The following is a 25,251-nucleotide window of genomic DNA, read 5'->3' as shown; positions in this document are numbered from 1 at the left end:
AGGATTGTTGCATGATTTTATGATTGTATAATCAAAAGTAAGTCAGTAATTCATGATGTGTTGAAATATATGTTGTCTTATATAACATATATGCGCGCATAATAAAATAAGAGGAATTAAAATGAGTTACTTAAAAATAGCCAAAAAATATATTACTTTCCTCGCGCTGATGTTTTCTGTAAATATCGCATTTGCTAATGATAAGGCAGTGGAAAATAATAAAAAAACAGAAAATAATAAAATTGTTAAATTTTCTTCATATTATAATATGCATGTAAGAAATAATAGTGACACTGCACAAATAGAAATGAAACGTACTGGATATAGTTGTATGTATGGAGCAGGGCCACACTTGACAGTTTTAGGTCCTAAAGAAAAAACAAGCTTTAATTTAGAAACAGATAATGGATTCTTTCAAGGTTGTAGCGATTCAGATAAAACAGTCGACTGGACAGTTAAGTATAGCGCCCCGGAGGCTGAAGATATAAATTGCTACATTAGACTTGATACAACCATCCATGGCTTTGTCCCTATGATTTGGAGCACGACTTTTAAACCCAGAATAGGTACAACCTGCAGCGCACCTCTTAAATTTATCTGTGATGGCAGTGAAACAGCCTGTCAACACGGTGATTTCAGTGATGAAAATCAGATAGTTCTGGAAGTAACCAATTAATTTAAATTTAATGTGTTAAAAATCAGAAAATATGCTGTCAGTGAAAATGGGGCTTAATTTCCCAAATAGCATTCCAAAATGAATGTAGCAGGAAGATAATAAAATACAGTGTGAATTAGCGAAAAACAAGAAACTGGTATGACAAAAATATCATACCAGTTTCCGGAACAAGAGAATTACATCCGTTCTACGGTTTGAATGCCTAAAGTATCAAGACCTTGTTTCAGCGTTTTTGCAGTCAACAATGCCAATTTCAGGCGGCTCTGGCGCAGTTCTTCGCTGTCGGCGCTGAGTATCGGGCAATGTTCGTAAAAACCGGAGAACAGACCTGCCAAATCATACAGATAAGCACACATTACATGAGGTGTGCCTTCGCGGGCAACGGTTATGATGGTTTCTTCAAATTGCAGCAAACGCGTTGCCAAAGCTTGCTCACGCTCTTCATTAAGCATGACAGGCTGTGTCAGATTGCTTTCATCAATGCCTGCACGCTTGAAAATTGAGTTTACGCGGGTATAGGCATACTGCATATAAGGCGCTGTATTGCCTTCAAATGCGAGCATGTTATCCCAGTCAAAAACGTAATCGGTAGTGCGGCTTTTGGAAAGGTCGGCATATTTCACTGCACCGATACCCACGGCTTCAACCACTTTTTTCAGTTCGTCTTCCGGCATATCTGGATTTTTTTCACGGATCAGGGCATCCGCACGTTCAATCGCCTCATCCAGCAAATCAGACAATCTTACAGTACCGCCAGCACGGGTTTTGAATGGCTTACCATCTTTGCCCAGCATCATGCCGAACATATGATGTTCGAGTGACATTTCTTCAGGAATGTAACCTGCTTTGCGGACAATGGTCCAAGCCTGCATCAAATGTTGATGCTGGCGTGAGTCGGTGTAATAAAGCACGCGATCGGCATGCAGAACTTCATGGCGGTATTTGGAACAGGCAATATCTGTTGTCGTATAAAGGTAGCCACCATCTTTTTTCTGGATGATAACTCCCATTGGCTCACCTTCTTTATTCTTGTATTCATCAAGGTAAACCACGGTAGCGCCATCGCTCTCAACAGCAAGACCTTTTTGTTTCAGATCCGCAACAATCCCCGGCAGCATATCGTTATACAGGCTTTCACCCATGACATCTTTTTCTGTCAGGGTGACATTCAGGCGATTATAGGTTTCCTGATTTTGTGACATAGTAATGTCAACCAGCTTGCGCCACATCGTGCGGCAATATTCATCCCCACCTTGCAGTCTTACGACATAACTGCGGGCACGGACAGCAAATTCTTCATCTTCATCGTAAGTTTTTTTCGCTTCACGATAGAATTCTTCCAAATCGGCGAGAGCCATATCGCTGGCATTTTCATTCTGGACTTTTTCCAGATAGGCAATCAGCATGCCGAATTGCGTTCCCCAATCACCAAGATGATTGGCGCGAATGACGTTGTGCCCGATAAACTCCAGAGTACGGGCCGCAGCATCGCCAATAATCGTGGATCGAATGTGGCCGATGTGCATTTGTTTGGCGACATTCGGCGCAGAATAATCAATCACAACCGTTTGAGGCTCAACTGGTGCGATACCCAGTTTTTCGTCTTTCAGCGCGGTTTCGATATGGGCCGCAATCCAGTCTTTATCCAGAAAAATATTGATAAACCCTGGCCCAGCGATTTCAATTTTGCTGGCTATTCCTTGCAGATCTAACAAATTGACGACTTTTTCTGCCAATTGTCGGGGAGGCATGCCCACTTTTTTCGCTGCCGCCATGACACCATTCGCTTGGTAGTCACCAAACTGAGCTTTTGCAGATTGACGGACGTGAGCTTCGCTGTCGGCTGGGGCACCAGCTGCAATCAGCGCATGGCTGATTTTTTCTGAAAGAATGGCCTGAATATTCACCGTGTTACCTTAAGTTACGCACAAAATCGTTTGCATTTGAATGATGCAAATACTTCCAAGCGTGTGGATTATGAGAAAATAACGGGTTTTATATCATATTCCGTATCCTGCATGCTACCATCAGCCGCTGCTTGCAGGATGACTTTTTGTTTTCAGATTGTCTTTCAGACAATCCTTCGTCATTTGACGTTGTTTCAGTGGTGTTACATGAGGGGAGAGAGCAATTTTTAATGGAGGATAAAGTGATTCATTTTTCAACAATTCCTGAATTACAGGGTTTATCAGCTGATTTAGGCGTATTTGAGCAAAAATTAAAACAGTTTGGCGAAGAGCTTGGCTTACGGTTCGCGCCATACACAGCGGATCATATTTCCCTGCGTTGTAATGAAACTTCAAGAGCAGAGCGCTGGCGTCAGGGTTTTCTGCAATGTGGTCAATTGATGTCTGAAAATATGATTAATGGGCGTCCAATCTGCCTGTTTGAACTGGAACAGCCGATCACTTTGCTGGAGTGGGAAATTGATTGTGTGGAACTGCCTTATCCAACGGATAAACACTATCTTCACCAGGGTTGGGAACATGTGGAGCTTGTTTTGCCTGTCCCGCCAGAACATATAATGCGTGAAGCCCGCAAACTATTGCCCCATCCGTTGCCACAAGGTTTCCGCATAAAAGAAAGCTGTCCTGGGGGGGAAAAGGAGAGGCTGCCAAATCCAACATTGGCGGTGACAAATGGTGAAATTACTGTCAAATATCATCCGTTTTCTCTCAAAGAGATCGTGGAAAGTGAACTGAACGGATTGGGTTAATTTTCGCAGTTATTGCATTATTGGTACCCGCAGCCTTTCAGTGGCAAGGTTGCTGGCTTCATTCAATGGCCCAGTCGTTCCAATCGTATAGCTATCTATATGACTGGGACGATGATTTGGTTACATATGTAATGGTATATCAAGGCCCTGAAATAATCGCTCTGAAATGGAATAACCATATCCCCCTCATACCGTTTAAAATGGTAAATTTCATCTCTGATACTCCGGCAAATACATGCCGATATAAAAACTGATGATTTATAAATAGGGTTAAATAAACCAACCTTGATTTCGATATATTGACATTTTTTATTATTGCTGCTGAGCTACTGATTTTCATTTTTGGCTTTTCTGTGCAATATGAAATTATTTTTATTGCTATCTGATTTATTTTGACATGGTGATATTTTTTATTGTTTCAAATATTGTTTCAGATATGTTTTTTATTAGGGTTGAATTAATTTTTACCCATCGCATGTTATACAAATTATATGTGATTTTATTTATATTGATAAAGGCAATTAAACACCTTTTCATAATGATGAAATTATTATTAACCCTGCGTATTACATGAAGCAACATATGTTGGAATTCTTATTGTTCTAAAAAGAAATTTAGTATTAAAAAAATCACAAATGTAACATTCATCTAATTAAGGTGATATTTTGGTTAATAATTATTGAAATGAAATTAAAATTATTTATTAAAATAAAGTGAGGTAATTGCATAATTACGTAATGGAAAAATAAATTAATTATACTATGGTGAATATTATCATTGAGTTATTACTTAACTTTTAATTTTTCTCGATGTTTAATTCGAAAGTCTAATGAAGAATATTGGCTAAATATTTTTAAGTTAACATCGAATTTATTAATGACATGACTATTGCGTCAATTAAAAGTTATTTATAGGAACTCTCAGGATTGAAATGAAATTTTTCAAACAACTAATAGATTCTAGAGGTCATTAATGAAAGGTAGTATTGCTAAAAAGGGAGATGTTTTTAATGAGGAAGCGTCTTCTCAAATCTCATATTCAGAGATAATGAATAATAAAAATGACACTTCCATTGTATTGCGGACTTGTGTGGTGGTAGGAGGAACAACGCTTGCTGTTTATTGCGCTGAGCTAATTCAGGTGTCCGGGCATACTATACAGGCGGTGTTATCCACCGATACTGTCATGCAAACATGGGCTAACCAGCAAGGGATAGTTTGTGTGAATTCGGTTGAAGCATTGCAAAAACACATCATATTGCATCCGGCTGATTGGCTCTTTTCAATCGTCAACCCTCTTATTCTGCCCGTGTCATTGATTTCACAGATCCGCAAGGGTGCGTTTAATTACCATGACAGCCCTTTGCCGCGTTATGCGGGCCATTATGCCACGTCTTGGGCGTTGTTGGAGCAGGCGAAACATTATGCCGTTTCTTGGCATCGCATAGAAAGCAGTGTCGATACTGGCGATATTGCGGTGCAATTGCCCGTATCGATTGAAGAACATGACAGTGCTTTCTCGTTGAATCTGAAATGCTACCAAGCGGCCCAGAAAGGATTTGCGGAACTGTTAAATCAATTGGGCCAGGACACATTGGTAACTCACCCGCAAGAGCTGTCACAACGGAGTTTTTATGCCTTATCGCATCGTCCTGATGCTGGCGGGTATTTATGTTGGGAGCGATCTGCAAAGACATTGTCTGCGCTGGTGCGGGCATTAGATTTTGGCGAGAATTATGATAATCCATTGGGACGTCCGAAATTGTTACTGGAGCGAGGGACAGTAACAATTTCTTGGCTTCAGCCGCTGGCTCAACGTTCGGAGGGAAAACCCGGCACACTGGTCAGTGTGGAAGGTGATGCCTGGCGGGTAACGACCGGCAGTGAGGATGTCCGTATCGGTGGTTTTGCTACCCTTGAAGGGCAGCTGCTGTCAGCCAGAGAGTTGGCTAAAATAGCGGAACTTAAATCGGGGAAACCACTGCCTTTGCTTTCATCACAACAGGCACAGGATGTCAAAAATACCCTCCAGGCAATTGCCCCCAGTGAGGCATTTTGGCAGCGACGCCTTGCCGTTTTCCAGCCCGCCCAATTACCGTTTGGATCTTCCAAAAGCTTATCAGAGCCTCGTTGGGTCACCAGCCTTTGGCAGACTCCTGTTACCCGTAATGAGGGCGATACGCCATCGCAAACGTTGTTACAGGCATTTGTTATCTATCTTACCCGCCTGACGGAACAGCCTGTATTCCAAATCGGTTGGGGCGTGGAAGTCAATGATGACTTGTCAGCGTTGTCCCCTGTGGTTCCTATGGAGATTGAAGGAGCGCTTGATAAGCCGTGGCCTGCAATGGCTAATTTTGTGAATGATGAGCTTACCCGATTAATACGGCATCGTACGTTCAGTCGTGATCTTTGTTCTCGGTCGCCTTCACTCCGGGATATTCTTGCATTACAAACCCGCAGTCCGTGGCCAATAGCGGTTTCGATGATACAAAGTGATATTGAAAATGCCATTGGTGAATTGTTGACGTTCCAGATCAATGCGCAGGGAGAATTCCGTTGGATTTACGATGAAAGTCGCCTGAGTGCAGATATCATCTTGCGGATGAGTGAACATTTACAAGAATTGCTGTCATCAAAAAAAGAGGGGGATGAGATCCCCGTCGGAAAACTGAATGTGTTGCCTGCGGTTGAACGTACATTGCTGCTGGAAACTTGGAATGCGACAGAAAGGGCCTACTCAGATCAGTTATGCATTCATCAGTTATTTGAATTGCACGCCGAAAAAAATCCTGATGCCATTGCCTTGGTGCACGAAGAACATGCCTTCAGTTATGCTGAGCTAAATGCCCGGGCCAACCGGCTGGCACATCAATTGATTGCTTCGAGGATCGAGCCAGACCAAAGGGTGGCAATTTGCATGGCAAACTCTCCCGCGCGGGTGGCGGCGGTGTTGGCCGTGCTGAAAGCGGGCGGGGCTTATGTGCCTTTAGATCCGGCCTATCCCGGGGAACGGCTGTCACATATCCTGACCGATGCCGCCCCGGAAATGTTGCTGGCGGATAGTGCCGGGCAAGCCGCATTGGGTGAACAGGCGCTGGCAGGACTGACGATACTGGACCCCACTGTTTTGCCTGACCAGCCGGACAGCAACCCGCAAGTCACTGCCTTGACCTCCCGCCATCTGGCCTACGTGATTTACACTTCCGGATCGACCGGAACGCCCAAAGGGGTGATGATTGAACACCGTGGGCTGGTGAATCTGATTCAGGATAAAATCGTCCAATTCAACATCCATCCTGCCAGCCGAATGTTACAGTTTGCCTCATTTGGTTTTGATGCCAGTGTCTGGGAAATCATGATGGCATTGAGCAGCGGAGCCTGTCTGGTTATTCCGGCTGAGGCTGTTCGTCAGGACTCATGCCGACTTTGGCACTATCTGGAAGAGCAATCAGTGACACATGCCTTCCTGGCTCCGGCTTTATTGCGAGACGGGATTGATTTGCCGGCGCTGACGATAAAACCGACATTAATATTGGGCGGTGAAGCCCCCAGCCTTGCGCTATTGCGGGCACTAAGCGGTCAGGCAACCCTATTCAATGCCTATGGCCCGACAGAGGCAACCGTTTGTGCCACAACCTGGTACTGTCCGTCAGACTATACAAACCATGCAGGAACCGAGGTGCCTATAGGGCGCCCAATAACAAATACGCGGGCTTATCTGCTGGACGCTTGCGGTCAGCCAGTCCCGCAGGGAGTGGAAGGGGAACTGTATATTGGGGGCGTTGGTGTCGCGCGTGGGTATCTGAACCGCCCTGAACTGACGGCGGAACGTTTTCTTACCGACCCATTCAGCAATGAGCCGGGGGCACGGATGTACCGCACCGGGGATTTGGCCCGTTATTTACCTGACGGCAATCTGGAGTTTCTGGGGCGCAATGACCATCAGGTGAAAATCCGTGGTTTCCGTATTGAATTGGGTGAAATTGAAGCCCGGTTGATGGAACACCCAGCAGTACGTGCATCCACGGTGCTGGCGTTGGGAGATGTGCCGGATAAACGTCTGGTGGCTTATGTGGTGGCAGATGCTGATAAAAACTTAGCGAATGATTTGCGCACATATTTGAGTGCCATTTTACCGAATTATATGATGCCGGCGGCATTTGTGCGTTTGGAGGCTTTCCCGTTGACCCCTAACGGTAAATTGGATCGCCGTGCTTTGCCTGCACCGGATAATGAGGCATTTGCCCGCCAGCACTATGAGGCCCCACAAGGCGAAAAAGAAACAGTATTGGCGGCGATTTGGAGTGAATTGCTGGGCATGGAGCCAATCAGCCGGCATGACAATTTCTTTGCCTTGGGCGGGCACTCCTTGTTGGCGGTAAAGGTGATCGAATGCTTGCGTCAGAGAGGGATAACACTGGCAATACGTAACCTGTTTTTGTTACCGGTGCTGTCAGAATTGGCCCAAACACTGGGGCAACAAGAGGGGGAAATCGTACCGGTCAATGTAATAACGCCTGACACTACCGCGCTGACTCCAGCGATGTTGCCGCTGGTTGATCTGACCCAGACTGACATTGATTGTGTTGTTGCACAGGCGCCGGGAGGATTGGCGAATATTCAGGATATCTACGCCTTATCCCCGTTGCAGGACGGTATTTTGTTCCATCATTTACTGGCAAGCGAAGGCGATCCGTATTTACTGACGCTGCAAATGACTTTTGAGAATCGGGCTTTGCTGGATCGTTATTTAGCCGCCCTGCAACAGGTCATTAACCGCCATGATATTTTGCGCACTGCTTTTCTCTGGCAGGGACTTTCTGTGCCGGTGCAGGTTGTCTGTCGCCAGGTTCCCTTATCTGTACTGGAATTATCTGTACTGGAATTGAATTTGGGTCCGGCGGATGGCGCTGTCCGTGAGCAGTTAATGCAACGTTTTGATTCCCGCCATTATCGCCTTGATCTGAATAAGGCGCCGTTATTACGTATTGTCATAGCACAGGAAGAAGGTGGCCGTTGGGCTGTCCTGCAATTGCTGCACCACTTGATTGGTGACCATACAACGTTGGAGATGATGCACCGTGAAGTGAAGTCTTATCTGGACGGACAGGGAGCCAGCCTGCCGGTACCAATGCCGTTCCGCAATTTGGTGGCGCAAGCGCGTTTGGGTGTCAATGAAGCAGAGCACAAGCGATTCTTTACCGATATGCTGGCAGACGTGGAAGAGCCCACACTGCCGTTCGGTTTGACGGAGGTGCATCGTGATGGTTCACAGGTCACCGAGTTCCACCGAATGCTGGTACCGGAATTGAATGACCGCCTGCGCACCCAGGCCCAGCGTCTGGGCGTTAGTCTGGCGGCATTGTGTCATCTGGCCTGGGCACAGGTTCTGGCGCGTACCAGTGGGCAGAAAAAAGTCGTCTTCGGCACCGTACTGTTCGGTCGCATGGTCGTGGGGGAAGGAACCGACAATGGCATGGGGATGTTTATCAATACCTTGCCTTTGCAATTGGATATGGATGGCTCGTCGGTACAAGACAGCGTGAGGTCAGCCCATACCCGGCTGGCTGAACTTTTAACCCATGAACATGCGTCATTGGTTCTGGCCCAGCGATGCAGCGGGGTTGATAGTACTCTTCCTCTCTTCAGTGCCTTGTTGAATTATCGGCACAATGATACGTCAGTGGCGCTGAATGAGTTGATAAAAGGGATTGAATTACTGGAACTGAAGGAACGAACCAATTATCCCTTCGTCTTGTCCGTGGAGGATTTTGGTGATGCCTTGGGGCTGACTGCTCAGGTCGTCCATCCGTTTGATCCGGAAAAGATATGCAGTTACATGCAGCAGGCGCTGGAAAGTTTGGCAGCCGCGCTGGAATTCACGCCGAATATGCCGGTCCGGGCATTAGATATTCTGCCGGAGAGTGAACGCAGGCTGTTGCTGACCACCTGGAACACACCTACCAGGAACACATCCACTTGGAACACAGCAGAAACGCCGTATTCTGGGGCAGAATGTATTCACCAATTGTTTGAGCAGCACGCGAAAGAAACCCCTGATGCGATAGCGTTGGTGTGTCATGAACAGAGCCTCAGTTATGCTGAATTAAATGCCCGGGCCAACAGGTTGGCGCATCAGTTGATTGCACAGGGGGTTGAACCGGAGCAACGGGTGGCGCTCTGTGTCTCCCGATCATCCGCTATGGTGGTGGGAGTATTGGCAATATTGAAAGCTGGCGGTACTTATGTGCCTCTGGACCCCGTTTATACCAGTGAGCGTTTGGCCCATATTCTGGCAGATGCTGAACCTGCCATTGTACTGGCTGATCCCATTGGGCAGAAAACATTGGGTGAACACGCACTGGCAGGACGGGCAGTACTTGACCCGAATATTTTGCCTGAGCAACCGGACAGCAACCCGCAAGTGGCTGGATTAACATCAGGGCATTTGGCTTACATCATTTATACCTCGGGTTCGACCGGCATTCCGAAAGGCGTTATGGTTGAGCACCGCAATATCCTGCGCTTATTCGATGCGACACAAGCTTGGTATCACTTTAACCGGCAAGATGTCTGGTGTTTGTTTCATTCCCTCTCTTTTGATTTCTCGGTATGGGAATTATGGGGTGCGTTACGCTACGGTGCTAAATTGGTGTTGGTCCCACATGAAACAGCCCGTTCACCACAGGCGTTCCACCAATTTGTGTGCCGGCATGGGATTACCGTGTTGAATCAGACACCGAGTGCGTTTAAAGCGTTTATTGCCAGTTATGTCAGCAATCCATTGCCGGATCAGCTGCGTTACGTCATTTTTGGCGGAGAAGCGCTTGATCCCGGCATATTGCAGCCGTGGTACCGCTTGCGCGGTGAGACGTCACCCCAGTTGGTCAATATGTACGGCATCACCGAGACGACGGTACATGTGACTTACCGGGAGCTGAATCAACAGGATGTGGAGCAGATAACCAGCCCTATCGGACAGCGCATTCCGGATTTAACATTGTATTTGCTGGGTGATGATGGCCAGCCCGTGCCGTTGGGTGCGGTGGGTGAATTATATGTGGGCGGGGCAGGTGTGGCACGGGGGTATTTGAACCGCCCTGAACTGACGGCGGAACGTTTTCTTGTTGACCCGTTTAGTGATAAGCCGGCAGCGCGGATGTACCGGACCGGTGATTTAGGCCGTTACCTGCCGGACGGCAGTCTGGAATTTCTGGGACGTAACGATCAGCAGGTGAAAATTCGTGGTTTCCGCATTGAACCTGGGGAAATTGAAGCACGATTGAGAGAGCATGCATCGGTGCGTGATGCAGTGGTGCTGGCACAAGGAGAAGAGCAGGACAAGAGATTGGTGGCGTATGTTGTGGCGGAAGGTGTGGAGGCAGATGCAGAATTGACGAATCACCTGCGTGCACATTTGAGCCATGTTCTGCCGGATTATATGATCCCCGCGGCGTTTGTGCGTCTGGCATCTTTCCCGTTAACGCCGAACGGTAAACTGGATCATCGCTCATTGCCTGAGCCGGACAGTAACGCATTTGCCCGTCAGCATTATGAATCCCCACAAGGGGAGACAGAAACCATGCTGGCGGCAATTTGGTGTGAATTACTGGGCATTGAGCAGATCAGCCGGCATGATAACTTCTTTACCCTGGGCGGCCATTCCCTGATGGCGGTGAGGCTAATGAACCGGATAACAAGGCTGGGCGCTGAATTGCCGCTGTCGGCACTGTTTAATACACCATCCTTGGCTGCCTTGGCAGAAAAAATCCAGCATTGGATTGATGCACAACAGAACAACGCGTTACCGACCATAACGGCGGTGCCCCGTGAAGGGTTATTACCATTGTCATTTGCGCAACAGCGCCTGTGGTTACTGACTCAGTTTGAGGGATTGAGTGAAACTTACCATATCCCCATCGCATTACGCTTGCGTGGTCAGCTTAATATTACGGCTTTTCAGCAAGCACTGGATACCTTGTTTGCCCGTCATGAAGCCCTGCGTTCCGTGTTTATTTCTGTTGACGGCCAGCCGCAGATCCGGCTGCTGCCGGCTGATGCAACATTGCCGTTGTTCCTGCATGACTTGCGTGGGGAGCCGGATGCCAAAACGGTATTTGACCAGCTATGCACAGAGGCTGCATCTGAACCTTTTGAACTCAGCCGTGGCCCGCTCATCCGGGCAATGCTTATCCGGTTGTCGGATAATGACTACCATTTTTTGCTGACCCAGCACCATATTGTATCCGATGGCTGGTCATTGAATGTGCTGGCGCGGGAGTTGAATGCCCTCTATATGGCGTACCGATCCGGAGATCCCGATCCTTTACCGCCACTGGCGATTCAATATCCGGATTATGCTGCCTGGCAACATCAGTGGCTTTCTGTTGAGCACATGCAGGTGCAATCGGACTATTGGCGGACGGTGATGGTGGATGTCCCGGTACTGCTGGATTTGCCGACCGATCGCCCTCGTCCGGCGGAGCAATCCCTTGCCGGAAAAATGATACCGATCACTCTGGATGCGGAACTCACCGCGGCCCTGAAACAGTTGAGCGCACAACACGGGGTTACGTTATTTATGACCTTGCTCTCTGCCTGGTCACTGGTGTTATCTCGCCTTTCCGGTCAGACGGATATTGTTATCGGTACCCCGAGTGCAGGCCGCAGCCGTCAGGAAATTGAACCCTTGATTGGCTTCTTTGTGAATACGCTGGCATTGCGTCTGGATGTCTCAGGTGAACTGACCGTGACAGAATTTCTGGCACAAGTCCGGAAAACTGCGTTGGCGGCACAGGCACATCAGGATCTGCCGTTTGAACAGGTAGTGGAAATTGTGCAGCCACCACGTCAGCTGGCACATACCCCGCTGTTTCAGGTGATGTTTGCCTGGCAGAACAATGAACGTTCGGAGTGGAAATTGCCGGGACTTGAAGTATCACAGGTTGATCAAACACCGGATATTGCCAAGTTTGACCTTGAACTGACTCTGTCTGAGGATGGTGACCGGGTTGTCGGGATGCTGAATTATGCCTCGGCCTTGTTTGATCACACAACAATTGAACGCCATCTCGGTTGCCTGTATCAGGCGTTGCAACAAATGGCAGCGACGCCCGGTCTGCCACTGAGAAATATCGATGTCCTGCCTCCATCAGAGCGCCGGTTATTGCTGGAAAGCTGGAATGGGACGGAAACTGACTACCCGACAGAAATGTGTATTCATCAGTTCCTTGAGCGACAAGCAGAGGATACGCCGGAAGCTATTGCATTGGTTTATGAAGACCAGCACCTCAGTTATGCAGAATTGAATACCCGTGCCAATCGGCTGGCTCATCAGTTGATTGCCTTGGGGGTCGGGCCGGATCAGCGGGTGGTGATTTGTGTCTCAAAATCACCGGCGATGGTAGTGGGGTTATTGGCAGTATTAAAAGCCGGCGGGGCCTATGTCCCTCTGGACCCGACTTACTCAGGCGAACGTCTGGCACAGAATCTGACGGATGCCGATCCGGTGCTTGTATTGGCAGATAATCTTGGAATTACCGCATTGGGTGAATCGGTCCTGACAGGGCGGACGGTGGTTGATCCGAATATTGTGCCTGCGCAGCCGGACAGCAATCCTCGGATATCCGGATTGACATCACGGCATTTGGCCTACGTCATTTATACTTCCGGTTCAACAGGAATACCTAAAGGGGTGATGGTTGAGCATCAAAGCTGGGTGAATCTGGCGCTATTCCAAATCAACCGGTTTAATCTTGATAACACCAGCAAGGTATTGCAGTTTGCTTCATTGGGGTTTGATGCCAGTGCCTGGGACATCATGATGGCATTGGGATGCGGTGCCTGTCTGGTTATTCCAAACGAGACGGTGCGTCAGGACCCGCGTGGCCTTTGGCAATATTTGGAAACGAATGCAGTGACGCACGCTTGCCTGACGCCTTCCCTGTTGCGGGGCATTTCCGAATTACCCGCCCTCACGATAAAACTGACCTTGATATTGGCGGGAGAGACGCCCAATCCGACACTCGTTCAGGCCTTGAGTCGTCAGGTTTCACTGTTCAATGCTTATGGCCCAACCGAAGCAACGGTCTGTGCCACGGTTTGGCGCTGCCCGTCAACTTATTCAGAAACCGACAAACTTCCTATCGGGCGTCCTATCAACAATGCATGGGTTTATCTGTTGGATGCGGAAAGACAGCCAGTGCCGCTGGGGGCGATGGGGGAACTGTATATTGGGGGTGCTGGTGTCGCGCGTGGGTATCTGAACCGCCCTGAACTGACGGCTGAACGTTTTCTTGTTGACCCATTCAGCAATGAGCCGGGGGCACGGATGTACCGCACCGGGGATTTGGCCCGTTATCTGCCCGACGGCAATCTGGAGTTTCTGGGGCGCAATGACCATCAGGTAAAAATCCGTGGCTTCCGCATTGAACTGGGGGAAATTGAAGCCCGGCTGAGGGAATACCCGGCCGTGCGTGAGGCGGCGGTATTGGTTCGGGGGGAGGCGTCAGATAAACGGCTGGTGGCTTATGTTGTCACAAATGCGGACAAGGAATTGGCGAACAATCTGCGTACCCACTTAAACTCTATTTTGCCGGATTATATGATCCCGTCAGCCTTTGTATGTTTAGAGGCCTTCCCGCTCACGCCGAATGGCAAACTCGATCATCGCTCACTGCCTGAACCAGGCACTGAAGCGTTTGCCCGTCAGCATTATGAGTTGCCACAAGGTGAAACCGAAACCGTGCTGGCTGCTGCTTGGCGTGAAGTATTGGGTATTGAACGCATCAGCCGACATGATAATTTCTTTGCCCTGGGGGGCCATTCCCTGTTGGTGGTGCAAATGATTGAACGCCTGCGCCAGCAGGGGTTGACACTGGCTATCCGGGATTTATTCCAGTCTCCGGTGCTGTCAACGCTGGCACAAACACTGGGACAGCATCAGGCGGCCCTGATACCCGCCAATATGATTACCCCCGAAAGCACTGTGATTACGCCCGCGATGCTGCCGCTGGCGGATTTGGCCCAGGCGGATATAGACCACATTGTCGGGCAAGTGCCGGATGGCATAATGAATATTCAGGACATTTACCCGTTGTCCCCTTTGCAGGACGGGATTTTGTTCCACCATTTATTGGCCCATGAAGGCGATCCGTATCTGCTGATGGCACAAATGGTGTTTGCGGAACGGGCGTTGTTGGATCGCTATTTAGCAGCCGTGCAACAGGTGGTCAACCGGCACGATATTTTGCGCACTGCCTTTCTCTGGCAGGAACTCTCTGTGCCGGTGCAGGTCGTCTGGCGTCAGGCTTCCTTATCGGTGCTGGAGTTGAACTTAGATCCGACGGACGGGCCTGTCCGCGAGCAATTGGCCCGGCGCTTTAATCCCCGCCATTACCGCCTTGATCTCAGTCAGGCCCCGTTATTGCGTTTTGTTGTGGCACAAGAGGAGGATGGCCGCTGGATTGTCCTGCAACTGTTGCATCACCTGATTGGTGATCACACGACACTGGAAATCATGCACCGTGAAGTTCAGGCCTATCTGGCCGGACAGGAGGCCGACCTACCGGCGCCGGTGCCATACCGCAATTTGGTGGCACAGGCACGTTTGGGCATCAGTGAAGCAGAGCATACCCGCTTCTTTTCCAAGATGTTGGGGGATGTAGAAGAACCCACCCTGCCGTTCGGTTTGACGGAGGTGTATCGCGATGGTTCACAGGTCACTGAATTTCACCAGATGCTGCCGTCTGCACTGAATGCACGCCTGCGCAGGCAGGCCAAGAGTCTGGGCGTCAGTCTGGCGGCATTGTGCCATCTGGCCTGGGCACAGGTACTGTCGCGCACCAGTGGACAGGAAAAAGTGGTGTTCGGCACCGTGCTGTTCGGGCGCATGGCTGTGGGAGAGGGCGCTGATAACGGCATGGGCCTGTTTATCAATACCTTGCCGTTGCGGCTGGATATGGATGATACCTCAGTACGGAACAGTGCGCAGATTGCCCATACCAGATTGGCCGAATTATTGGTGAATGAACATGCGTCACTGGCATTGGCCCAGAAATGCAGCGGTGTTGACAGTCATATTCCGCTTTTTAGTGCCCTGCTGAATTATCGGCATAATGATGTATCAGTCACGTCGGAGCCGTTGATCGAGGGCATTGAACTTTTGGGCGCACAGGAACGGACGAATTATCCGCTGGTGCTATCAGTAGAGGATTTTGGTGAATCGTTGGGCCTGACCGTCCAGATAGCCCGGCCGTTTGAGCCGGAACGGATCTGTGGCTATATGCAGCAGACATTGGAAAGCGTGGCGGAAGCGCTGGAGCGTGCGACGGACATGCCGGTCAAGGAACTGGAAGTTCTGCCGGAAACAGAGCGCAGGCTGTTGTTGGCAACGTGGAACGAGACAGAAGCCACTTATCCGGTGGAAATGTGCATCCATCAGTTATTCGAACGGCAGGCAGAGCAAAACCCGAATGCGACTGCGTTGGTACATGAAGGGGATATCCTCAGTTATACCGAGCTGAATACCCGTGCCAACCGGTTGGCTTATCAGCTTATCGAACAGGGCATTGGTGTGGGCCAGCATGTGGCACTGCAATTCGAGCGTTCAGTGGCGCTGGTCGTGGCGCAATTGGCGGTGCTGAAAGCCGGCGGCGTTTATGTCCCGATTGACTCCGGTTTGCCGGATGAGCGGAAACAGGGATTAATCAGGGATTGTGCTGCCTGCTTGCTGATCACGGATAAACAGGCAGATATTCCGGCGGAACTGGGCGTACCGCTGCTTTGCCTGACAAATGAAGATGAGGCAAACAGCGCGCAAAGCGGCATTAACCCAGACGTGCCGCGCTCTGGTGCCGACTGTGCTTATATCATGTACACCTCCGGCTCAAGCGGAACCCCCAAAGGCGTTCAGGTGCCACATCGTGCCGTGAGCCGATTGGTCATCAATAATGGTTATGCAGACATTGGGCCGGATGATCGGGTCGCTTTTATGGCAAATCCGGCGTTTGATGCCAGTACATTTGAAATTTGGGCTCCGTTACTCAACGGCGGGGCAGTGGTCCTTATTGACCGAAATACTTTATTGACTCCGGCGGAATTAGTACACGCGTTACAAACTCATGGTGTCACGGTGATGTGGCTGACTGTCGGCTTGTTCAATCAGTTGGCCGTGACATTGTCACCGGTGCTGCCGCAGATCAAGTGCCTGATTGTCGGGGGCGATGCCCTTGATCCCCATGTTATTCGTGAGGTATTGAAGGCGAATCCTCCCCAACAGCTCTTGAATGGTTATGGCCCGACAGAAGGCACGACCTTTACGACCACCTATGCGATTCAGTCCGTTGGACAGGAAGCAACCAACATTCCGATTGGGCGCCCCATTGCCAATACACGGGTTTATCTGCTGAATTCGGCGCAGCAACCAGTGCCGCTGGGATCGGTAGGGGAACTGTATATTGGGGGCGATGGTGTTGCCTGCGGTTATTTCAATCGTCCTGAATTAACGGCTGAACGTTTCTTGGCCGATCCCTTCAGTGATAAACCGGGTGCGCGTATGTACCGCAGCGGTGATCTGGCGCGTTATCTGCCCGACGGCAATCTGGAGTTTCTGGGCCGCAATGACCAGCAGGTGAAAATCCGTGGCTTCCGCATTGAACTGGGAGAAATCGAGGTTCGATTGGCAGCACATCCGGCAGTGCGTGAAGCCACAGTGCGGGTGTTGGGAGATGGGCAGGAAAAACGGTTGGTGGCTTATATTGTCACAGAAGCTAATGTCGTCGCAGAAGCTAATATTGCCGAAGAAACCCATGCTATCGAGAAAGCCAATGAAGAATTGGCAAATACCCTGCACACGTACTTGAATGCAATTTTGCCGGATTATATGGTACCGGCTGCCTTTGTGCGCCTGGATAGTTTCCCGTTGACTCCGAATGGAAAATTGGATCGCCGTGCCCTGCCGATGCCAGACAGTGAGGCTTTTTCCCGTCAAGTTTATGCAGCGCCTCAAGGTGAAACAGAAGCGGTATTGGCCGCTATTTGGAGCGAATTGCTGGGCATGGCGCAGATCAGCCGACACGATAATTTCTTTACCCTGGGGGGCCATTCCTTGATGGCGGTGCGGATGATTGAACGCCTGCGTCAACGGGGAGTGACACTGGCAATCCGGGATTTGTTCCAGTCACCGGTGCTGTCAACGCTGGCACAAACACTGGGGCAGCATCAGGCGGCCCTGATACCCGCCAATATGATTACCCCTGATGTCACCGTGATTACGCCCGCAATGTTGCCGCTGGTGGATTTGACTCAGGCAGATATTGACCTCATTGCCGGGCAAGTGCCGGATGGCATAATGAATATTCAGGACATTTACCCGTTGTCCCCTTTGCAGGACGGGATTTTGTTCCACCATTTATTGGCCCATGAAGGCGATCCGTATCTGCTGATGGCACAAATGGCATTTGCGGAACGGGCGTTGTTGGATCGCTATTTAGCAGCCGTGCAACAAGTGGTCAACCGGCACGATATTTTGCGTACTGCCTTTCTCTGGCAGGAACTCTCTGTGCCGGTGCAGGTCGTCTGGCGTCAGGCTTCCTTATCGGTGCTGGAGTTGAACTTAGATCCGGCGGACGGGCCTGTCCATGAGCAATTGGCCCGGCGCTTTAATCCCCGCCATTACCGCCTTGATCTCAGTCAGCCCCCGTTATTGCGTTTTGTTGTGGCACAAGAGGAGGATGGCCGCTGGATTGTCCTGCAACTGTTGCATCACCTGATTGGTGATCATACAACGATGGATATCATGCACCGTGAAGTTCAGGCCTGCCTGAATGGACAGGAAGCCAGCCTGCCGGTACCGGTGCCATTCCGTAATTCAGTGGCACAGGCACGTTTGGGCATCAGTGAAGCAGGGCATATCCGTTTCTTTTCCAAGATGTTGGGGGATGTAGAAGAACCCACCCTGCCGTTCGGTTTGACGGAGGTACATCGCGATGGTTCACAGGTCACTGATTTTCACCAGATGCTGCCACCTGCGTTGAATGCACGCCTGCGCAGGCAGGCCAAGAGTCTGGGCGTCAGTCTGGCCGCGTTGTGCCATCTGGCCTGGGCACAGGTACTGTCGCGCACCAGTGGACAGGGAAAAGTGGTGTTCGGTACCGTGCTGTTCGGGCGCATGGCAGCGGGAGAGGGCGCTGATAACGGCATGGGCCTGTTTATCAATACCTTGCCATTGCGGCTGGATATGGATGACACTTCAGTCAGGGACAGCACGCAAATTGCTCATGTCAGGCTGGCCGAATTACTCGCCCATGAACACGCGTCACTGGCATTGGCCCAGCGATGCAGTCATGTGCAGGGGAACATGCCTCTTTTTAATGCGTTACTGAATTATCGGCATAATGCTTTGCCAATCACATCGAATGAACTGATAAAAGGGATTGAATTTTTGGGGGCGCAGGAACGAACGAACTATCCGCTGGCGTTATCGGTAGAGGATTTTGGTGAATCGTTGGGCCTGACCGTTCAGATAGCCCGGCCGTTTGAGCCGGAACGGATTTGTGGCTATATGCAGCAGGCATTGGAAAGCCTGACTGAAGCGCTGGAGAGTACGCCGGACATGCCGGTCAAGGAACTGGAAATTCTGCCGGAAACAGAGCGCAGGTTGCTGTTGGCAACGTGGAATGAGACAGAAGCCGCCTATCCGACGGAAATGTGTATTCATCAGTTATTCGAACAACAGGTGAACAAGACACCAGAAGCCACGGCCTTGGTGTATGAGCACCAACACCTCAGTTATGCGGAACTGAATGCCCGGGCTAACCGATTGGCACATCAACTCATTGTGTCAGGTATTGTTCCGGAGCAGCGGGTTGTGCTTTGTGTATCACGATCACCCGCCATGATAGTGGGGGTGCTGGCGGTTCTGAAAGCCGGTGGGGTGTATGTGCCACTGGACCCGGCTTATTCCAGCGAGCGCCTGGGGCAGAGTGTGATGGATGCCGACCCCGTTTTTGTGCTGGCGGATAAAGTTGGACTCATGGCATTGGGTGAACAGGCATTGGCAGGAAGAACGGTATTTGACCCGAATATTTTGCCTGAGCAGCCGGGCAACAATCCTCAAGTCGCTGAATTAACATCAGGGCATATGGCGTATGTCATCTATACTTCGGGTTCAACCGGCGTTCCGAAAGGGGTGATGGTGACACATCAAAACGTCGTGAATTTGGCTTTCGCCCAAATCAACCGGTTTAATGTTGATGAAACCAGCAGGGTATTGCAGTTTGCATCATTGGGGTTTGATGCCAGTGTATCGGAAATCATGGCAGCGTTAAGTAGTGGCGCGTGTTTGGTTATCCCGGGCGATGAGGTTCGTCAGGCCCCGCTTCGCCTTTGGCAATATCTGGAAGAAAACGCGGTCACTTATGCTTGCTTGACACCCTCCCTGCTACAGGGCATTTCCGATTTTCCTCCACTGACGGTAAAACTGACTTTAATACTGGCAGGGGAATCGCCCAGTGCGGCACTGCTTAAGGGGCTGCACGGACAGGTTATGCTGTTCAATGATTATGGTCCAACCGAAGCGACGGTATGTGCGACGAGTTGGCGTTGTCCGCCAGACTATCAGGGGAGAATGGTTTCTATTGGTCGCCCGACGACAAATACACGGATTTATTTGCTGGATGATCATGCTCAACCTGTACCATTGGGCATGGCAGGCGAGATCTATATAGGAGGAGACGGGGTCGCTCGGGGGTATTTGAACCGTCCTGAATTAACCGCTGAACGTTTCTTTATCGATCCGTTCAGTGACAAACCGGATGCCCGCATGTATCGCACCGGAGACATGGCACGTTATCTGCCCGATGGCAATTTGGAGTTTCTGGGCCGTAATGACCAACAGGTGAAAATTCGCGGGTTCAGGATAGAGCCGGGGGAAATCGAGGCGCGGCTGAGAGAATTCCCGTCAGTGCGTGATTCTGTGGTGCTGGCACTGGGTGAGGGGATGGAAAAACAACTGGTTGCGTATATTGTGGCGGAGCCGGAAGAGACACTGGCGAGCGATCTGCGTGCACATTTAAGTGCGATGTTGCCGGATTATATGGTACCGGCCGCCTTTGTGCACCTGGATAGTTTCCCATTGACCCCGAATGGAAAATTGGATCGCAATGCCCTGCCGGCGCCAGACGGTCAGGCCTTTGCCCGTCAGATTTATGCGGAACCTCAGGGCGAAACTGAAACTGCATTGGCTGCCATTTGGAGTGATGTGTTAGGTGTTGAACACATTAGTCGGCACGATAATTTCTTTGCCCTGGGAGGACATTCGTTGCTGGCGGTACGGGTTATGAACCGGATAACGGGACTCGGTGCTGAATTGCCATTGTCTGTGCTGTTCAATACCCCATTATTGGCTGAACTGGCGAAGGCGATCGATATTCAGCGTAAGACACAGAATAGTCTGTTGCCTGCCATCAAACCCGTTCCCCGTGAGGGAATATTGCCATTGTCATTTGCCCAACAGCGCTTGTGGTTTTTGGCGCAACTAGATGGTGTCAGTGAAACATACCACATTTCAATCGCGCTGCGTTTGCGGGGGACACTGGATCAAGCCGCTTGGCAGCAAGCACTGGATACGTTGTTTTCACGGCATGAAGCCTTGCGTTCCGTGTTTATTTCTGTTGGCGGCCAGCCGCAGGTGCAGCTGCTGGAGGCAGATTGCGGGATGCCGCTGTCTCAACATGACTTGCGTAAACACGCGAATGTGGAAGCAACACTTGAACAGTTATATTCTGAAACCACCTCTGAGCCCTTTGAACTCAACCGTGGCCCACTGATGCGGGCAATGCTTATCCGGCTTGCGGATGACGATTATCAGTTTTTGCTGACACAGCATCACATTGTCTCTGACGGGTGGTCATTCCATATACTGATACGGGAACTGAACACACTTTATGCAGCTTATCTCACTGGGCAGCATGATCCCTTACCTCCGTTGACTATTCAGTATCCGGATTATGCAGTTTGGCAGCGTCAATGGTTTTCCACTGAACGTATTAAGGCACAGTCTGATTATTGGCGTACTGTGTTGGCTGATGCACCCGTGTTGTTGGATTTGCCGACTGATCGGCCCCGTCCATTGGAACAATCATTTATCGGGCAGGGGTTACCGATCAGTCTGGATGTGGACTTGACCGCGGCATTGAAACATCTGAGCCAACAGCACGGCACCACAATATTTATGACATTGTTGACCGCTTGGGCAGTGGTGTTATCCCGTCTGTCCGGCCAGACAGATATTGTCATTGGAACTCCCAGCGCTGGCCGCAGTCGTCAGGAGGTAGAAGCGTTAATTGGATTTTTTGTGAATACACTGGCATTGCGTCTGGATGTATCAAATGAGCTGACCGTGACGGAATTGTTGGCACAGGTTCGGAAAACCACCTTGGCAGCACAGGCGCATCAGGATTTACCATTTGAACAGGTGGTAGACATTGTGCAACCACCCCGTCAATTGGCGCATACGCCGTTATTTCAGGTGATATTTGCCTGGCAGAATAATGAAAGTATGGATTGGGCATTGCCGGGAGTGACGGTGTCACCGATTGAGAGAGACTTAAAGGTTGTCAAATTTGATCTCGAACTCAATTTGTATGAAAGGGAAGACAAGATAGTCGGGGAATTGCGTTATGCCAGCGCTTTGTTCGATCAACAAACAATAGAAAGACATATCGGTTATTTGCATAATGTGTTGCAGATGATGGTAGCAATGCCCCAGCAGCGACTCAGGGATATCGATATCCTGCCTCCATCAGAGCGCCGGTTATTGCTGGAAAACTGGAACGCGACGGCAGTTCCTTATCCTGATTCATTGTGTATTCATCAGTTAGTGGAGCGGCAAGCAGAAAATACACCGGAAGCCATAGCCTTAGTTTATGAGGAGCAGCATCTCAGTTATGCAGAACTGAATATCCGCGCCAATCGGCTGGCTCATCAATTGATTGCATTGGGTGTCGGGCCGGAGCAGCGGGTGGTGATTTGTGTGTCAAAGTCACCGGCGATGGTCGTGGGATTGTTGGCAGTATTAAAAGCCGGTGGAGCTTATGTTCCTCTGGATCCGGCCTATTCAGGTGAGCGTCTGGCACAAAATTTGGCGGATGCCGATCCGGTGCTGGTGTTGACAGATAATGTTGGGCTTAGCGCACTGGGAAAAACAGTTCTGGCAGGGCGGACGGTACTTGACCCGAATATTGTGCCTGCGCAGCCGGACAACAACCCACGGATAATCGGCTTGACATCACGGCATTTGGCCTACGTCATTTATACCTCCGGTTCAACCGGAATACCGAAAGGAGTGATGGTTGAGCATCAAGGCTGGGTAAATCTGACACTCTTCCTCATCAAGCGGTTTAATATTGACAGTACCAGCAGGGTATTGCAGTTTGCTTCATTGGGATTTGATGTCAGTGCCTGGGAGATCATGATGGCATTGGGTTGTGGTGTCTGTCTGGTTATTCCAAACGAAACGGTACGTCAGGACTCGCGTGGCCTTTGGCAATATTTGGAAACGAATGCCGTGACGCATGCTTCCCTGACGCCGTCCTTATTGCGGGGTATTTCTGATGAATTATCCGCCTCCACGCTCAAACTGACCTTGATATTGGGGGGAGAAACCCCCGATCCGGCACTCTTTCAGTCCCTAAGTGGCCGGTTCTCATTGTCCAATGTTTATGGCCCGACCGAAGCAACAATCTGTGCCACGGTTTGGCACTGTCCGGCAGATTATTCAGCAACCGACAAACTGCCTATCGGGCGACCCATCGACAATGCTCGGATTTACCTGTTGGATACGAAAGGGCAGCCGGTGCCGTTGGGAGCGGTGGGCGAACTGTATATTGGCGGCGTTGGCGTCGCGCGTGGCTATCTGAATCGCCCCGAATTGACGGCGGAACGTTTTCTTATCGACCCATTCAGCAATAAGCCAGGTGCACGGATGTACCGCACCGGGGATTTGGCCCGTTATCTGCCCGATGGCAATCTGGAGTTTATGGGGCGCAATGATCATCAGGTGAAAATCCGAGGTTTTCGCATTGAATTGGGGGAAATCGAGGCTCGATTGAGAGAATATTCGGCTGTCAGTGATGCCGTGGTGTTGGTACAAGAAGAAGGAGGGAACAAAAGGCTGGTGGCTTATGTCGTCGCAGAAGACAGTATGGGCTTGGCAAATCGCTTGCGCACCCATCTCAGCGCGATTTTGCCAGACTATATGGTGCCGGCGGCTTTCGTGCATTTGAAGGCTTTTCCATTGACCTCTAACGGCAAATTAGATCGTAGGGCATTGCCGATGCCAGACGGTGAGGCGTTTGTACGTCAGGCTTATGTTGCCCCCCGAGGAAAGGTTGAAATAATGTTGGCAGCAATTTGGTCTGAATTATTGTGCATTGAACAAATCAGCCGCCATGACAGCTTCTTTGATTTGGGAGGGCATTCGTTGCTTGCCTCGCAAATGATCAATCTGGCCGCCAATCAGGGCATTATCCTCACGTTGAATACGTTGTTTCAGTTTCCGGTACTGGCTGAACTGGCGATGAAAATCACCTCTGACTCACAGTCCGGGTCACAAAGTTGCGCTATACCGATACGGTCAGAAGGAATGGGAGTGCCGCTGTTTTTTGTTCCTACAGGTATGGGCGACCATTCTTATGTTTTCTTGATGGCGCGGTGTCTTCAGTCTGACTATCCCATTTATGCGCTGCCTTGGCCTTCCATCAACGAAGAGCCAATGTCAACGATAGAAGAACAGGCCGATAGAATGGTCATCATGATGAAAGCTGTTCAACCAACAGGCCCATACAGGATTAGTGGCTATTCCTCTGGTGGAATATTGGCATATGTTATTGCGCAGAAATTGTTGAATGCGGGAGAACAGGTTGATTTTCTGGGATTGATAGATACAAATTCTCCTTCTCTTGTGAAGGAAAAACACAAACAGGCTAAATATCACTTCTTTGATGGCCTTGCTTGGCAGGCAGGAAAAGAAAATTCAGGGGCGCTTGCAATCTTGCACCAACAAATTGATGAGTTAAGCATGGTGCAGTTCATTGAAGCGGCACAAGAGCTGGCATTATATCCGGCAAACCTGAGTGCTGATGTGGTTGCAAAACGTTGGGAGCAAATTGATCGTTATGCACAAATAGCTATGGATTATAAACCGTCAGCATTGCCGATAATTCTGCACCAGTTTTATGCGGCAGAACCCGTGCCGGTTATCGGTTTAGAGACGGAAGAAAAGCCTGAGACTGAGAGTGTAGAACCGTCATTAGGCTGGGCAGATATCATACCCGAGATATCACTTCAGCTAATCGCTGTCTCTGGTAACCATATAAGCATGATGGAGGATAATGAAAATAGAATGAGTTTGGTTGAGGCAATGAATAAGGCGCTGGCGGCCAATAATGGTACAGAGGAATACAATATAGTAAATAATATTTAATTATTTAATGTTGATATTATAATCCGGTGTGTTTTGTTTGCACCGGATTTTTTTATTGTTAATTTGAAACCGCAGCTTTAATTCAGGGAGCAAGAGATAAAATCTTAATGTGATAGAAATCATGATTAATTTTTAATGTATTGATTTAATAGATATTTGTTCATTTTATTGGCAAGGTGTTACTGATTTTACTAATATTATACATATGTGATTATAATAAAATTAAACATTTATTGTATTAAATGTTCACTTAATGTTTCATTGTGTGAACCTTCCGATGTTGTGATAAGCGAAAATCATGTCTAATACTATATGGTGAAAACATGCATATAGTGAAAACGTACATATAGTGAAAACGTACATATAGTGAAAA

At 49.5% G+C, this 25,251-nt stretch carries 4 protein-coding genes; 3 read left to right on the top strand and 1 reads right to left on the bottom strand.

Features of this window, described 5'->3' with window-relative positions:
• Positions 1-121 precede the first annotated feature (121 nt).
• Complete coding sequence (locus Xsze_RS16980) at positions 122-676, top strand: hypothetical protein (protein WP_038234904.1); 555 nt, start codon at positions 122-124, stop codon at positions 674-676.
• A gap of 176 nt (positions 677-852) precedes the next feature.
• Here Xsze_RS16980 and argS read toward each other — a convergent pair whose 3' ends face one another.
• Positions 853-2,583, bottom strand: coding sequence for an arginine--tRNA ligase (gene argS, locus Xsze_RS16975; protein WP_038234906.1), 1,731 nt, complete (start codon positions 2,581-2,583; stop codon positions 853-855).
• A 242-nt stretch (positions 2,584-2,825) separates the two neighbouring features.
• Here argS and Xsze_RS16970 point away from each other — a divergent pair, with 242 nt between their 5' ends.
• Together Xsze_RS16970 and Xsze_RS16965 are read left to right on the top strand one after the other, a co-directional pair.
• Positions 2,826-3,392, top strand: coding sequence for a VOC family protein (locus tag Xsze_RS16970; RefSeq protein ID WP_038234933.1), 567 nt, complete (start codon positions 2,826-2,828; stop codon positions 3,390-3,392).
• A gap of 972 nt (positions 3,393-4,364) precedes the next feature.
• Positions 4,365-24,878, top strand: a complete 20,514-nt coding sequence (locus tag Xsze_RS16965; RefSeq protein ID WP_099139150.1) for a non-ribosomal peptide synthetase — start codon at positions 4,365-4,367, stop codon at positions 24,876-24,878.
• Positions 24,879-25,251 lie beyond the last annotated feature (373 nt).

The sequence above is a fragment of the Xenorhabdus szentirmaii DSM 16338 genome, from assembly GCF_002632585.1.
Taxonomy (GTDB): domain Bacteria; phylum Pseudomonadota; class Gammaproteobacteria; order Enterobacterales; family Enterobacteriaceae; genus Xenorhabdus; species Xenorhabdus szentirmaii.
Note: the sequence above shows the minus strand (reverse complement) of the source record. Positions and strands in the feature narration are given on the sequence as shown.